At 62.3% G+C, this 14,840-nt stretch carries 14 protein-coding genes; 4 read left to right on the forward strand and 10 right to left on the reverse strand.

Annotated elements, in window-relative coordinates:
* Positions 1-2 precede the first annotated feature (2 nt).
* Positions 3-2,189 (forward strand): amylo-alpha-1,6-glucosidase, encoded by a 2,187-nt coding sequence (locus D3878_RS22640; RefSeq protein WP_119787523.1) that lies wholly within the window; start codon positions 3-5, stop codon positions 2,187-2,189.
* Positions 2,190-2,277: 88 nt separating this feature from the next.
* On the forward strand, positions 2,278-3,180 hold the full coding sequence (gene cysM, locus D3878_RS22645; protein ID WP_119787524.1) for a cysteine synthase CysM: 903 nt from the start codon (positions 2,278-2,280) through the stop codon (positions 3,178-3,180).
* Positions 3,181-3,231: 51 nt separating this feature from the next.
* On the opposite strand, the gene D3878_RS22650 is transcribed toward cysM, so the two are convergent.
* Both D3878_RS22650 and D3878_RS22655 read right to left on the reverse strand, forming a co-directional pair.
* Positions 3,232-3,564, reverse strand: a complete 333-nt coding sequence (locus D3878_RS22650) for a hypothetical protein (RefSeq protein ID WP_119787525.1) — start codon at positions 3,562-3,564, stop codon at positions 3,232-3,234.
* Between the two features lie 419 nt (positions 3,565-3,983).
* The gene (locus D3878_RS22655) at positions 3,984-4,544 is read right to left on the reverse strand and encodes a DUF1415 domain-containing protein (RefSeq protein WP_119787526.1); all 561 of its coding nucleotides are present in this window, start codon (positions 4,542-4,544) and stop codon (positions 3,984-3,986) included.
* Positions 4,545-4,693: 149 nt separating this feature from the next.
* Here D3878_RS22655 and D3878_RS22660 point away from each other — a divergent pair, with 149 nt between their 5' ends.
* Together D3878_RS22660 and rnk are read left to right on the forward strand one after the other, a co-directional pair.
* Positions 4,694-5,242 carry a YaeQ family protein gene (locus D3878_RS22660; RefSeq protein WP_119787527.1) on the forward strand — a complete coding sequence of 183 codons (549 nt, stop codon included), beginning with the start codon at positions 4,694-4,696 and terminating at the stop codon, positions 5,240-5,242.
* Between the two features lie 157 nt (positions 5,243-5,399).
* On the forward strand, positions 5,400-5,801 hold the full coding sequence (gene rnk, locus D3878_RS22665; RefSeq protein ID WP_233556437.1) for a nucleoside diphosphate kinase regulator: 402 nt from the start codon (positions 5,400-5,402) through the stop codon (positions 5,799-5,801).
* 120 nt (positions 5,802-5,921) lie between these two features.
* Here rnk and gdhA read toward each other — a convergent pair whose 3' ends face one another.
* From gdhA to mltB, 8 genes are all read right to left on the reverse strand, one after another.
* The gene (gene gdhA, locus D3878_RS22670; RefSeq protein ID WP_119787528.1) at positions 5,922-7,274 is read right to left on the reverse strand and encodes an NADP-specific glutamate dehydrogenase; all 1,353 of its coding nucleotides are present in this window, start codon (positions 7,272-7,274) and stop codon (positions 5,922-5,924) included.
* Positions 7,275-7,510: 236 nt separating this feature from the next.
* Positions 7,511-7,870 carry a monovalent cation/H(+) antiporter subunit G gene (mnhG, locus tag D3878_RS22675; RefSeq protein WP_119787529.1) on the reverse strand — a complete coding sequence of 120 codons (360 nt, stop codon included), beginning with the start codon at positions 7,868-7,870 and terminating at the stop codon, positions 7,511-7,513.
* Positions 7,867-8,148, reverse strand: a complete 282-nt coding sequence (locus D3878_RS22680; RefSeq protein WP_119787530.1) for a K+/H+ antiporter subunit F — start codon at positions 8,146-8,148, stop codon at positions 7,867-7,869. The genes mnhG and D3878_RS22680 overlap by 4 nt, the downstream gene beginning before the upstream one ends.
* Complete coding sequence (locus D3878_RS22685; protein WP_119787531.1) at positions 8,145-8,630, reverse strand: Na+/H+ antiporter subunit E; 486 nt, start codon at positions 8,628-8,630, stop codon at positions 8,145-8,147. The genes D3878_RS22680 and D3878_RS22685 overlap by 4 nt, the downstream gene beginning before the upstream one ends.
* Positions 8,627-10,270: a monovalent cation/H+ antiporter subunit D gene (locus tag D3878_RS22690; protein ID WP_119787532.1), complete on the reverse strand. Its 1,644-nt coding sequence runs from the start codon at positions 10,268-10,270 to the stop codon at positions 8,627-8,629. The genes D3878_RS22685 and D3878_RS22690 overlap by 4 nt, the downstream gene beginning before the upstream one ends.
* Positions 10,267-10,611: a Na+/H+ antiporter subunit C gene (locus tag D3878_RS22695; RefSeq protein WP_119787533.1), complete on the reverse strand. Its 345-nt coding sequence runs from the start codon at positions 10,609-10,611 to the stop codon at positions 10,267-10,269. The genes D3878_RS22690 and D3878_RS22695 overlap by 4 nt, the downstream gene beginning before the upstream one ends.
* Positions 10,611-13,565, reverse strand: a complete 2,955-nt coding sequence (locus tag D3878_RS22700) for a monovalent cation/H+ antiporter subunit A (protein ID WP_119787534.1) — start codon at positions 13,563-13,565, stop codon at positions 10,611-10,613. The genes D3878_RS22695 and D3878_RS22700 overlap by 1 nt, the downstream gene beginning before the upstream one ends.
* Before the next feature lie 133 nt (positions 13,566-13,698).
* Positions 13,699-14,826 (reverse strand): lytic murein transglycosylase B, encoded by a 1,128-nt coding sequence (gene mltB / locus D3878_RS22705; RefSeq protein WP_119788095.1) that lies wholly within the window; start codon positions 14,824-14,826, stop codon positions 13,699-13,701.
* Positions 14,827-14,840: the final 14 nt, after the last annotated feature.

Raw genomic sequence — 14,840 nt, forward strand, 5'->3', positions numbered from 1 at the left:
CCATGGCTACCAAAATTCAGCTCGACGAGCAATGGTATATCCTGGCGACATCTTCGCCAGCCGATGAACGCAGGCGGGTGCTCAAGCATAACGACACCTTCGGCCTGTTCGACCGCTTCGGCGACATCCAGCCGATCGGCATGGGCGAGGAGGGGATTTACCACGGCGATACCCGATTTTTGTCGCATCAGGAATTGCTGATCGAAGGCGTCCGCCCCATGTTTCTCAATTCATCGGTCAAGGACGACAGCAGCCTGCTGATCATTGAACTGATGAATCCCGACCTGCATCCGGAGGGTGGCGACACGGTTGCCAAGGGCCTGTTGCATATTTTTCGCGCCAAACTGTTGTGGCAGGGCGCCTGCTATGAGCATGTGCGTGTCGTCAACTTCGGGCTGGATGCGGTCAAGGCCGATATCTGCATGGAATTCGGCGCCGACTTTGCGGATATTTTCCAGGTGCGCGGTTACCAGCGTCATGGCCATGGCGAATTGCTGGAGCCGCAAACCGCCAACGGTGAGCTGCTGCTTGGCTATCGCGGTCTCGACGAGGTCACGCGCAGAACCCGCATCAGCTTCGAGCCGCAGCCAGACAAACTGAGCGCCAATCGTGCCGAATTTCGCCTGCAGCTGCCGCCGAAAGGCGAAGTGCATGTGTATGCCACCATTCAATGCGAGCAGGGGCCGCAGGCGGCGCGGCCAGGCAGCGCGCTGTCCGAGGCCGACGCCTATCTGCAGGCCTACAATGATGCCAGCGAGTCGATCGGCACCTACCGCAATTGCCGCTGCAGCATCGTGACTTCGAACGCCCTGGTCAACCAGTGGCTGGATCGCTCCGTTTCCGACCTCGACATGCTGACCTCGTCCATGCCGGAAGGCAGCTATCCATTCGCGGGCGTGCCCTGGTACTCGACCACCTTCGGCCGCGACGGCATTCTGACAGCGCGTGAATGCCTTTGGGTCGATCCGCGGCTGGCCAGGGGGGTGCTGGCTTTCCTGGCGCGAACCCAGGCCACCGAAATCGATCCGGCGCGCGATGCGGAGCCTGGCAAGATCCTGCACGAAGCACGCAACGGCGAACTGGCTGCGCTCGATGAAGTGCCGTTTCGCCGTTACTACGGCACGGTGGATGCGACGCCCTTGTTTGTCGGCTTGGCGGGAGCCTACTACGAACGCACCGGCGACATCGAGTTCATCCGCTCGATCTGGCCGAACGTGCTGCGCGCGCTCGACTGGATCGACCATTACGGCGACGCCGACGGCGATGGCTTCGTCGAGTATGCGCGCAAGAGCGAAAACGGCTTGCAGCAGCAAGGTTGGAAGGATTCGCACGACTCGATTTTTCACAGCGATGGCAGCATGGCGCAGGCGCCCATCGCCCTGTGCGAAGTGCAGGGCTATGTCTACGAAGCGAAACTGCGGGCGGCGCAACTGGCGGAAATACTCGGCGAAGCTGCGCTGGCGCCGGCCTTGCGCGAGTCTGCGCGCTTGCTCAAGCAGCGCTTCAATGAAGCGTTCTGGTGCGAGGAGCTCGGCAGTTATGTCATCGCGCTCGATGGCGACAAGCGGCAATGTGCGGTGGCCTCATCCAATGCCGGCCATGCCTTGTGGAGCGGTATCGCCAGCCCGGAGTATGCCGCCAGGGTGGCCGGGCGCCTGCTGGGCGAGGACTTTTTCTGCGGCTGGGGTATCCGTACCATTTCCAGCAAGGAGGTGCGCTACAATCCGATGGCCTACCATAACGGTTCGGTCTGGCCCCATGACAATGCGCTGATCGCCGAGGGCATGGCGCGCTACGGCCTGACTGACAAGGCGCTGACGGTGTTTTCCGGCATGTTCGATGTCAGCCTGTATGTCGATCAGCATCGCTTGCCTGAACTGTTCTGCGGCTTCGAAAAACGCCCTGGCGAGGGCCCGACGCTGTACCCGGTCGCCTGTTCGCCGCAGGCTTGGGCGGCCGGCTGCGTGTATTACCTGCTGCAGGCGTGCCTGGGTCTGTCCTTCGATCCGGATAAAGCCGAGATCCGCTTCCGTCATCCGCGCCTGCCGCCTTTCCTGGAGACCGTTGAGATCAACGGGCTGTCGCTCAATGACGCCACCGTCGATCTGCGGCTGCAGCGCTACCCCAACAATGTCGGCATCAACGTGGTGCGCAAGGAAGGGCGCGCGGAGGTGGTGGTGATGGCGTGAGGGTGGCTTCCCCCGGGGACGGTTTCGGCAAGCGGATGCTTCTGCCAGTAAAATAGCCGTTTCACCGAGCAATTTTCAAAGCCCCCTTATGCCTTATCTGACGATCGAAGACACCATAGGTAATACCCCGCTGGTGCAGTTGAACCGCGGCCTGGCGGAAGCGGCCAGGCGCCGCAACAACATCATTCTGGCCAAGCTGGAAGGCAATAACCCCGCTGGTTCGGTCAAGGACCGTCCGGCGCTGTCGATGATCAAGCACGCCGAACTGCGCGGCCAGATCAAGCCGGGCGATACCCTGATCGAGGCCACCAGCGGCAATACCGGCATCGCCCTGGCAATGGCCGCGGCCATGCGCGGCTACAAGATGGTGTTGCTGATGCCGGAAAACCTCAGCGAGGAGCGCCGCCAGAGCATGGCGGCCTATGGCGCAAAAATCATCCTGACCCCCCGGACTGGCGGTATGGAATACGCGCGCGACCTGGCCGACCAGATGCAAAAGGATGGCAAGGGCATCATCCTCGACCAGTTTTCCAATCCGGACAATCCGCTGGCGCATTACGAAACCACCGGCCCGGAGATCTGGCGCGACACTGAGGGCAGGATCACGCATTTCATCAGCGCCATGGGCACGACCGGCACCATCGTGGGCGTGTCACGCTACCTGAAGGAACAGAATCCGGCGATCCGGGTGATCGGCGCGCAACCCGAAGAAGGCTCGCAGATACCCGGTATCCGCAAATGGCCGGAGGCGTATTTGCCGAAGATTTACGACAAGTCGCTGGTCGACCAGCTGGAATACGTCAGCCAGGCGGCAGCGGAAAAAATGGCGCGCCGCATGGCGGTCGAAGAGGGCGTTTTCTGCGGCATTTCTGCTGCCGGCGCCTGCGAAGTGGCTTTGCGCATTTCCGAAACCGTCGAGAATGCGACCATCGTGTTCATCGTCTGCGATCGCGGTGACCGCTATTTGTCTACCGGCGTGTTCCCGGCGTAGTCGGGCAGGCAGGGCAAGCCTGGCTTGCCTGCGCTGACGCCTTGGGAACGCTTAGCCGAGATTTACTTCGCCGGCTTCTTTCGGCTTGAACTGCTTATCGCTGATACGGAACTTGTCGCGTCGGTCGCCCATCAGGGAACGCAATTCCCTGATGCTCAGGTCGCTCACTTCATGCATGCGGATCAGCAACGAGGCGCCGACCGGCAGCCTGCGGTGGCGAATCTTGCTGATCACCGGCGGCGCCACTTCCAGCGCGCGCGACAGCGCTGCATCATTTTTCAGGTGCAGCTTTTCGAGCAGTGAATCCAGCAAGTGGTTGGGATCGTAGGCGGCCAGGTCGGCAAGGCGGGTGCTGCTTGCGGGAGTATCCAGTTCGGTATTCATGGTAGGGGCATGTCCAAATTGCAGGTTAATGTAAGAGACAATTGTTTTCTGTTTGCTGGAAATGACAATAGTGTAAGGTGATTTGTTGAAAATATTGCAATTTTTAACAAATATCTGTGTCTATTTAACACGTTTCCAATAAGAAATATTGTTTGCTAATAACATAGTGATTAAATTCGTATTTGCAATGGTCTAATTGCAAATTATCTGAAGTCCCTATATTTCATCCGCATTTATGGTGCCCGCACACAGCTGTCGCTGTGAATCAGTTGGCCATCTATCACACAATTGCAATAGCCCAAAACATTGTAACGTTCAGGTTTAATGTCACTTTGATGGCTCGCAAGCATGCAATTGGCATGGTTTTGCCTGTCTCATGAAGCATTGACCACGCTTGCTGACTGGAATTCGTTTGCCGTTTATTTATCCAGCTTGAGCGCTTTCCAGCCGGCGGGCCCGAGTCTTCGCAAGGTTTCGATGTTCTTTTCGAAAATATCGGCGGCATCGGGAAACGCTGCGACCGCCGCATCCAGGCTGGATTCGCGCAACAGGTGCAGGGTAGGGTAGGGGGAGCGGTTGGTATGGTTTTCAATGGCATCCGGGGCGGCATCGGCAAACTGGTAGTCCGGGTGAAAACTGGCAATTTGCAGCTCGCCTTCCAGGCCGAGATCGATCAGGATGTCATCGGCCAGCCGGAGAAAATCGTTGTAGTCGTAAAAATCGGTGAGTACCCCGGGATGGATCAGCAGGGTGGTGTCGATTTCTTCCGGCGCAGCGGCTTGCAGCAGCAATAGTTCGCGCGCCAGTTCTTCGGCCAGTTGCTCCGGGCTGGTGGCGGGGCTGGCGACGTAGCGGATCAGTTGCTTGACTTGCACGGCCTTGGCGAACGGGCAAAGGTTCAGACCGATGACGGCCTTGTCGACCCAGTTCCGGGTTGCAGCAACGGCTTGTTCCGCGCTCGGCGGGAGTGTGGTGGACATGGTGGATGACTCCGTGAAGACTGGGGCAGTGCGGTATGCCGGGACAACAGGATTGTATCAAGCCTGTAGGCGATCCTTGCCGCATGCGCTATGCTTGCTCGCCGCCGCAGCGAGGGTGGCGTTTTTCTGAAATTGATTGAAAGGTATGCATGGCACTCAAGGCCACCATTTTTAAAATAGACTTGCAGATCGCCGACATGGACCGTAATTACTACGCTGAACATGCGCTGACGATCGCGCGTCATCCGTCGGAAACCGATGAGCGCATGATGGTGCGCGTGCTGGCTTTCGCCTGTCATGCCGATCCGGCTTTAAGCTTCGGCAAGGGCTTGAGCAGCGAGGACGAGCCGGACCTGTGGCAAAAGGATTTGACCGGCGCCATCGACTTGTGGATCGAGGTCGGTCTGCCGGATGAAAAACGCTTGCTCAAGGCCAGCGGCAGGGCTGCACAGGTGGTGGTCTACAGCTATGGCAGCGCGGCGTCGATATGGTGGAAGCAAATTGCCGGGAAAATCGAACGGGCTAAAAATATCTCGGTCCGCCATGTGCCGCAGGAAGCCAGCCTGGCGCTGGCAAAGCTGGCCCAGCGCACCATGCAGTTGCAGTGCACTGTGCAGGACAATCAGATGTGGTTCACGGCAGCGGCGGGGGATGCCGTGGCGGTCGAGGTGCTGGAATGGCGTCATGCCAGAAATTGAAGAATCGTAAGGCTTGCCAGGCTGGCAAGGAGCGTTGGGGGGGGGCTTGCACCCGTGACGCTTCTGGCCTACCATCAGTGTTTTGTTGGCTCGATCGTCCGCTGCGTGCGGATTTTTTTATTTGGGAATCGTGATGAACATGATCATGGAACAATCTATGCCGCCTATTACTGTTTCCAGTCTTGACCTGGAACGGATCGAGGAATTGCTGGATTCGGATTCATTCCGGCGGCTGGCCGGGCGGGATGCGCTGCAGGCGGAGCTGGACCGCGCCAGTGTGGTCGATCCGGAGGAAGTGCCGGCCGATCTGGTGACCATGAATTCGACCGTGGTGGTCCTCGACGAGGATTCGAATATGCAAAGCGAACTGACGCTGGTGTACCCGAATTCGCCCCAGCCCGCCAATCCGGTCTCGGTGCTGGCGCCGGTGGGTAGCGCCCTGCTTGGCTTGTCGATTGGCCAGTCGATTTCCTGGCCGTTACCGGGCGGGCGCGCGTTGCGCCTGCGTGTGCTGGATGTCAAAAACCAGCCTGAAGCCAGCGGCAAATATTACCGCTGAAATTATTACCGCTAAAATTACCGCTAAATCAGATTGGCTGCATCGCCTGGGGCGATGCGAAAAAAACCCCGCAGACCGTTGCCGGCTGCGGGTTTTTGTTTGCCTGATGTGGCAGCGCGCTTACACCACGCCCTGGTCGATCATGGCATCGGCGACCTTGCGGAAACCGGCGATGTTCGCACCCAGCACCAGGTTGCCCGGCTGGCCGAATTCCTTGGCGGTTTCGCTGGCGCTCAGGAAAATGTTTTTCATGATCCGGTGCAGGCGGCCATCGACTTCCTCGAACGTCCATTGCTGCATGCTGGCGTTTTGCGCCATTTCCAGCTGGCTGGTGGCGACGCCGCCGGCATTGGCTGCCTTGCCCGGGCCATAGAAGATGCCAGCTTCAAGGAACTTGTCGACCGCGCCCTGGGTGGAGGGCATGTTGGCGCCTTCCGAAATGAGGGTGCAGCCATTCTTCAGCAGGCAGGCGGCGTCTTCCTCGTTGAGTTCGTTTTGCGTCGCGCTCGGGAAGGCTGCATCACAGGGCACCGACCATACCGCATTGCGGCCGGCAGGGTAATCCGCCACCGGGGTGTACCTGGCGTCCGGATGGTGCTTGACGTACTCGGCCAGCGACGCGCCCTCGACTTCCTTCAACTGTTTCAGGGTTTCCAGGTTGATGCCGGCGGCATGGTAGATCATGCCGCGCGAATCGCTGACGGTAACCGGCTTGGCGCCGACTTCCTGCAGTTTTTCCACGGTATAGATGGCGACGTTGCCGGAGCCCGATACCGTGCAGACCTTGCCTTCGATCGACTGGCCGCGCTCTGCCAGCATGTTTTGCGCAAAATACACCGAGCCGTAGCCGGTGGCTTCCTTGCGTGCCAGCGAGCCGCCCCAGGCGATTTTCTTGCCGGTGAAGACGCCGTCGTAGCGGCCGGTCAGGCGCTTGTACTGGCCGAACATGTAGCCGATTTCACGCGCGCCCACGCCGATGTCGCCGGCAGGCACGTCGATGGTCGGGCCGAGGTGACGATACAGTTCATTCATGAAGGACTGGCAGAAACGCATGATTTCATTGTCCGACTTGCCCTTCGGGTCGAAGTCGCTGCCGCCCTTGCCGCCGCCGATGGCCAGGCCGGTCAGGGAGTTCTTGAAGATTTGCTCGAAGCCGAGGAACTTGATGATGCCGCCATAGACGCTGGGATGGAAGCGGATGCCCCCCTTGTAGGGGCCGAGGGCGGAGTTGAATTCGATGCGGTAGCCTTTGTTGACCTGGACTTCGCCCTTGTCGTCAACCCATGCGACGCGGAACAGAATCTGGCGTTCGGGTTCGACGATGCGGGCAATGATGTTGTTCTTTTTGTACTTTGTGTCCTGGTCGAGCAAGGGACGCAGCGACATCAGCACTTCCTCGACAGCCTGGTAATACTCGACTTGTCCGGGGCCGCTGCGCTTCAATTTTTCGATGGTTTCTGTTACATAGGGCAAAGGGATTCTCCTGATAGGTGGATGCTTGATTGGCGGGTTTCAGAGAAATCCCTTGCGCAACCAAAGAGGTCAAGGTCAAGGCAGCGACTTGTTTGTCAATGCTGCAAGTGCGATTTTGCGGAATAAGATCGGGGCTGAATTTTACGCCAAAATGGTGCGTCTATGCACCGATCTTGTGCGCTTGCGCTGGCGACCGTCGGCAACGGAGGTCGCCAGCGCCTGGCGTGATGGCGGACTCAGGCCGAGTCTTGTGCGCTGCCGTCGCGTTGCGCGTCCTTGTCGACGAGGTCGTGCTTGCGGTAGAGGCTGGCCTGCATCAGTAGAATGGTCGAGACCGGCGAAGTGGTCACCATCAGCACGGAGATCAGGATTTCCTGCAGCACCAGGCGCTGGCCGTGCGCACCGGCCGCCAGTAGCGAGGCCACCAGCACGCATCCCAGTCCCAGCGTGTTGCCCAGCGTGGGTGCATGCATGCGCGAATGAAAATTGGGCAGTCGCAGCAGCCCGCTGGAACCGATCAGGGTCAGCAGGCTGCCGGCGATCAGCAGCAGGGCAACCGGTAGCGCCGCCCAGAGTGGCAGTTCGGTTGCGCTCATGGTTCGATGACCTCGCCACGCAGCAGAAATTTCGCCAGCGCCGCGGTGCCGACGAAGCCGAACAGCGCAATCAGCAGGGCGATATCGAAGTACACCCGCGTGCCCAGGCGAATGCCCAGGGTCAGCATGATCAGCATGGCATTCATGTAAAGCGTGTCGAGCGCCAGTACTCGGTCTTGCGCCGCCGGACCGCGCAACAGCCGCAGGCCGGCGCAACACATCGCCAGCGCGAAACCGAGCAGGGCGAAGGAGGTGGCCCAGTAAAGCAATTGAGTCATTCGAATATCTCCATCAGGGGGCGTTCGTAATGTTGCTTGATCGTGTCGATCCAGACCTGTTCATCCTGCAGGTCCAGCACGTGCAGGGTCAGGGTGGTGCCGTCCGCCGACAACCCCGCCCATACCGTACCCGGGGTGGCGGTAACGATGCACGCCAGCGCTGCCAGTCCGTGCGGGTCGCGCAGGTCGAGCGGGATATCCATGAAGCCGGCACTGGAGCGGCGCCGGGCGTCGCCGAGGATGACGCCGGCGATTGCGAAATTCGAACGGACGATGTCCTTCAGGACGGTCCAGAGCAGCGCTGCGATCGCCAGCGGGCGCCGCACGCGCGAGCGCAGCGGCCGCATCGAGGCGGTCAAGAGCGGCAAGCCGATTGCCAGGAGCAGTCCGAGCAGTGCGTGGCCGGGCGTGAACGAGTCGTTCAGCAGCAGCCAAATGGCGATCAGGAAGGCCGCCAGACGCGGTTCGATTGCGCGTTTCATGGCTTGCCTCCGGCATCCGGTGCGGCTGCCGCCGATGCTGGCAGCACGGCGCGAATGTATTCCTGCGGCGCGTACAAGGCGTCGCCGGTGGCCTGCAGGTAGCGCACCGCAGGGTCTGCCACCAGCGCCAGCATTGCCGACAGCAGCACCAGCACCGCCACCGGTCCTACCTCGATCAGCCGCAGGCGCGGCTTGCTGCGCTCCTGGCTGCCCCAGAACAGGCGGCTGCCCATGCGCGACAGGGCGATGATGCCGGCCAGGCCGGAACCGAGTATCGCCATCATCAGCACCCCCGCCAGCAGCGGTTGCGCGCCTTGCGGCGCCGCATCGAGCGCGGCTGACAGCATCCAGAACTTGGCGACGAAGCCGGACAGTGGCGGCAAGCCGGTTACCAGCAGCGCGCACGAGGCGAAGCCGAGGCCGAGGAAGGCCATCGCCGCCGGAATTGCGATGCCAACCACCTCGTCCGGCCGGTCGGAATACACCGGGTCATCGATGCCGAAGGATTCGAGCGTGATGGCGAGAATGTTGGCGCCGAAGGATTGACTGCGTTCGACCATTTCGCACAGCATGAAGAAGGCGCCAGTGGCCAGCACCGAGCTGACCAGATAAAACAGTGTCGCGCCCGCCATTGCCGGGCCGCCGATGCCGAACCCGGCCAGCAGCGTGCCGGCCGAGACGATCACGCAGTAGGCGACCAGCCGCTGGGGTTTCTGTTCGGTCAGCATGGCTGCCGAACCGAACAGCAGGGTGGCCATGCCGATCCAGAACAGCCAGCGGCCATCGAACGGCGCCGGCGCCGCGGCGCCATCGACCGAGAGCAGGGTCGCCAGGCGCAGCAAGGCGTAGACGCCGACCTTGGTCATGATCGAAAAAATCGCCGCCACCGGCGCCGCCGCCGTGCCGTAGGCATTGGCCAGCCAGAAGTTCAGCGGCCAGACCCCGGCCTTGAGCAGGAAGGCCACGCCGAGGATGGCGCAGCCGACGTCGAACACAGTGCGATCGCCTTGCGTCAGCGCCGGCATCCGCACCGCCAGGTCAGCCATGTTGAGGGTGCCTGCCGCGCCATAGATCAGCGCCACACCGATCAGGAATACCAGCGAAGCGGCCAGGTTGATGGCGATGTAGTGCAGGCCGGCGCGCACCCGCAGCGCGCCCGAACCGTGCAGGACCAGGCCGTAGGATGCCGCCAGCAATACTTCGAAGAACACGAACAGGTTGAACAGATCGCCGGTCAGGAAGGCGCCATTGAGTCCCATGAGCAGGAACTGGAACAATGGATGGAAGTTGGCACCCATGCGGTCCCAGCGCGCCAGCGAATAGATCAGCGAGGCCAGCCCCAGCACGGCGCTCAGCGCCAGCATGACGGCCGCCAGCCGGTCGACCACCAGCACGATGCCGAAGGGCGCGCGCCAGGCGCCGAGCGCATACACGGCGATGCCGCCGGGCCAATATGCCGGCAGCGCACCGTCTGCCAGCGCCAGCAGGACAATTGCCACGGCGACCAGCAGCAGCGTGGTCAGCAAGGCCAGCGCGACGCGCGTGCGGCGCCAGTTGTCCGGCAGCAGCAGCATGCAGGCGCCGGCCAGCAAGGGCAGGAGAATCGGCAGGATCGGCAATTGCTGGATCAGGGCATTCACAGGTCTGGTTCCTCGCCATCGACATGGTCGGTGCCGGTCAGGCCGCGCGCGCCCAGCAGCACCACCAGGAACAGTGCGGTGGTGGCGAAGCCGATCACGATCGCCGTCAGCACCAGCGCCTGCGGCACCGGGTCGGCGTAGCGCGCCGGATCGGCGAGCTGTTGCGGATCGACGATCGGCGCCGCGCCGACAGACAGCCGTCCCATTGCAAAAATGAACAGGTTGACCGCATACGACAGCAGCGACAAGCCCATGATTAGCTGGAATGTGCGCGGGCGCAGCAGCAGCCACACGCCGGAGCTTGCCAATATGCCCACCGCAAGTGCGTAGACGATTTCCATCAGTGGTCCTCCGGGGTTGTCGCCGGCGGCAGGTTGGCGAACGGCTGGATGGTCAGTTTGCCGAGATTTGCGGCACCGGCCGGCAAGCGGTGGCGGCGCAGCGACTGGTGCGCCAGCGCCACCAGGATCAGGCCGGCGGCGCCGATCACCAGCATGTAGACGCCGAGGTCGAACAGCAGCACGGTCGACAGGTGCAGTTCGCCGATCAGCGGCAGTTGCGCATGCAAGGCCAGGGCCGACAGGAACGGCCGCGTCGCCAGCCATGCCGACAGGCCGGCGCCGGCTGCGCACAGCAAGCCGAAGGCGATCCAGTGTTGCGGGCGCAGGCGCGCGCGCGCCTCGGCCCAGATGGTGCCGCTGACCAGGTATTGCAGGATCATGGCGGTTGCCATGACCAGGCCGCCGACGAAGCCGCCGCCGGGCAAGTTGTGCCCGCGCAGCAGGTAAAACAGCGAAATCATGCCGGCGACCGGCAGCAACATGCGCACCAGCAGCGCCGGCACCATCAAGGCGCCAGTCGGCAGCGCCGCGCGCGGATCGGGGGCGGCGGCCGCAGTCCCGGCGCCGCGCTGCTGGTGCGGCAGGGCGATGCTTTCCGGCGCCGGCCGGAAGCGCCGCAACAGCGCATAGACCGTCAGTGCGACGATGCCCAGCACCGTGATTTCGCCCATCGTGTCGAAACCGCGGAAGTCCACCAGGATCACATTGATGACGTTGCTGCCGCCGCCCAGCGGTATGGAATTTTCAATGAAAAAAGAAGCGATGCCGCCGTTGAGCTGCCGCCGCAGCACGGTATAGGTAAGCGCCGCCAGGCCGAGACCGGCGCAGCCGGCCAGCAGCAAGTCGCGCATCCGGCGGGTGCGGGCGCGCAGGCGCAACGGCAGGCTGCGCGTTTCCCAGTCGTCGGCTTCCTTGCGGCGCGGCAGCCAGCGCAGCCCGAGCAGGATCAGTACCACCGTGACCACCTCCACCGCAAGTTGTGTCAGCGCCAGGTCGGGCGCCGAAAACCAGGCGAAGGTGAGGCTGGTCGCCAGGCCCGCGGCGCCACTCATCACCAGCGCCGCCAGCCGGTGGTACTTGGCCTGGACAGCGGCGCCGATGGCGCAGACGGCGCCGACCAGCCAGACCAGCACGAATGCCGGGTCGATGCGCGTCAGCGGCAGGTTGGCTGGCGGCAGGCCGTGCAGGCGCAGTGCGAACAGCGCCGACAGGAAAATTGCCAGCAGCAGCAACAGCAATTGCACCTGCAGGCGAACCGAGGACACAGCATTGGTGAGGCGGCGCGCCAATGCGGTGGCGCGGTCGAGCACGGATTCGAACACGCGCTTGCCATCCAGCTGATAACCCGGCACCACGGCGGCGGCCAGGCGCCGCAGGCGCAGGCGCAGGCCAAAATAGATAATGATGCCGCCGGCCATGGCCAGCAAGCTCATCGCCAGCGGCAGGTTGAAGCCATGCCAGAGCGCCAGATCGTGCGCCGGCATCTGCGGCCCGAGTACGGCGATGGCCGCGGTATCCAGCAGCGGGCCGATGGTCTGCGCGGGAAAAATGCCGACCACCAGGCAGCTCAGCACCAGCAGCGCGCTGGGCAAGAGCATCCAGCGCGGCGCTTCGTGCGGGCTGCGTGGCAAATCCTGTGCCGGCGGTCCGAAAAACACTTGCAGGATGAAACGCAACGAGTAGGCGACGCTGAACATGGAAGCGATCACGGCAATCGCCGGCAAGCCGATGCGCGCAGCCATGTTGCCGCTGACGAATACCGTTTCGGTGAAAAACATTTCTTTCGAAATGAAGCCGTTCAGCAGCGGTACGCCGGCCATCGCCGCGGCAGCGACGGTGGCCAGGGTGGCGGTGATTGGCATGGCGTAGCGCAAGCCGGACAGCCGCGTCAGGTTGCGCGTACCGGTTTCGTGGTCGACGATGCCCGCTGCCATGAACAGCGAGGCCTTGAAGGTGGCATGGTTGGCAATATGGAAAATCGCGGCAAGCAGGGCCAGGGTGCTGTTCAGGCCGAGCAGCAGGGTGATCAGGCCGAGGTGGCTGATGGTCGAGTATGCCAGCACGCCCTTCATGTCCTTCTGGAACATGGCCGCGTACGCTCCCAGCACCAGCGAGCACAGGCCGGCGCCGCCGATCAGCCAGAACCAGGCATTGGTGCCCGACAATACCGGCCACAGGCGCACCAGGAGGAATACGCCGAGCTTGACCATGGTGGCCGAATGCAGATAGGCCGACACCGGGGTCGGCGCCGCCATGGCGTGCGGTAGCCAGAAGTGGAAGGGTACCTGGGCGCTCTTGGTCAGCGCGCCCAGCGCGATCAGGATCAGCACCGCCAGATACCAGGGATGGTTGCGCAGCGTGTCGCCCGAGGCCAGCACCGTATCGAGGTCGTAGCTGCCGACGATGCGGCCGATCAGCAGGACGCCGGCCAGCAGGCACAGGCCGCCGGCGGCGGTCACTGTCAGGGCCATGCGCGCGCCGCGCCTGGCATCGACCCGGTGGTGCCAGTAGCCGATCAGCAGGAAGGATACCAGGCTGGTCAGTTCCCAGAACAGCGCCAGCTGGACCAGGTTGCCGGACAGGACCACCCCCAGCATCGCCGCCATGAAGGCCAGCAGGAATGAAAAGAAGCGCGGGACCGGATCCTGCGGCGACATGTAGTAGCGCGCATACAGCACAACCAGCGTCCCCATTGCGCTGATCAGCATGGCGAACAGCCAGGCATAGCCGTCCATGCGCAGAGTGAATTCCAGTCCCAGCGCCGGCGCCCAGATGAACGCCGTGCGCACCACGCCGCCATTGGCAATTTGCGGATACAGGGTGCCGATGAGTGCGCAGCAGCCCAGCGCCACCGCGCCCGCCAGCCAGGCTTCGGCATTGCGGGAATGGCGCGGCAACAGCGCCGCCAGCAGGCAGCCCATGAGCGGCAGGATGATGATCCAGGCAAGCGACATGAGTGGGGCAATCCTTTCCGTTAAACTGGGGTTTTGCCGAACCGATGGTCGGTGGGTAGTGCGGGCAACATGTTAACAGACCTTGGGAAAATGCGGGGATGACGTTCCCGCATGTCCGCGGCGAACACCGGCATCAGCCGCCGCGCGCAGTCCTGACGGCGCGGCCCAGTTCGACCACGGACATCGCATAAAAGAAGCTGCGATTGTATTTTGTGATTGCAAAGAAATTGGCGGCGCCGAGCCAGTATTCGGTGGCTTCGCTGCCATTCTGCAAATCGACCAGGCCGTACGGCAAGTCGGCGGGGGCCTCGCCATTTGCCGCGATCCCGGCGGTCGCCATTTCGGCCAGCGTGTATTTCGCTTCCAGCCCCTGGCCGATGTAGGCTTCCCAGCGGTTGTCGGGGTTGCCATTCATGCTGGTCGTGGTGACGGTCGCCGGAAAGGCGATCGGCTGGCCGCTTTGCCAGCCGTGCTGCACCAGGAAATTGGCAACGCTGCCAATGGCATCGACCTGGGAATTGCGCAAGTCGATCTTGCCATCGCCATCGAAATCGACAGCAAAATTGCGGATGCTGCCTGGCATGAATTGCGGCAATCCAATCGCCCCTGCGTAGGAACCCAGCAGCGTGAAGGGATCGATCGCGGATTCGCGGGACAACAGCAGGGTTTGCTCCAGCTGGCCGCGAAAGAATTTCATGCGGGCGGTGCGGTTGGGCGTGTCGGGATAATCGAAGCCAAGCGTGGTCAGGGTATCGAGCACGCGGAAATTGCCGGTGTTGCGACCATAGACGGTTTCCACGCCGATGATGCCGACGATGATTTCGGCCGGCACGCCATACATCTGCTCGGCGCGCTCGAGCGCCTGCGCATGCGTTTGCCAGAAGTCGGCGCCGGCCTGGATGCGCATCGGCTCGATGAAGCGGGCGCGATAGGCGCGCCAGTTTTTCGGCCGCCCAGGCGGCGCCGGCTTGACCAGCTGGATCGCGCTATCGACATACCTTGCTTCGCGAAACAGTATTTCCAGCGCCTTGCGGTCGAAACCATGACGCTCGACCATATCGTCGATGAAGGCCGCCACTTCCTGCCATTGGCCGAAGTTGGCAAATTCGCCGGGCTGCACCGCCTGATCAGCGGTTTTGCGCAGTTTGGGCTTGGCGGCTGTTTTTCTGTTGGCGGCATTTTCGGCCTTGACAGGCGCCGCCCAGACATGTGCTGTCACGACAGGTGCGGCCAGGGCGAGGGCGAGGACAAGAGAATGCATCGCGCGTCGCGACG

Origin of the sequence: Noviherbaspirillum sedimenti (assembly GCF_003590835.1) — a bacterium.
GTDB classification, from domain to species: domain Bacteria; phylum Pseudomonadota; class Gammaproteobacteria; order Burkholderiales; family Burkholderiaceae_D; genus Paucimonas; species Paucimonas sedimenti.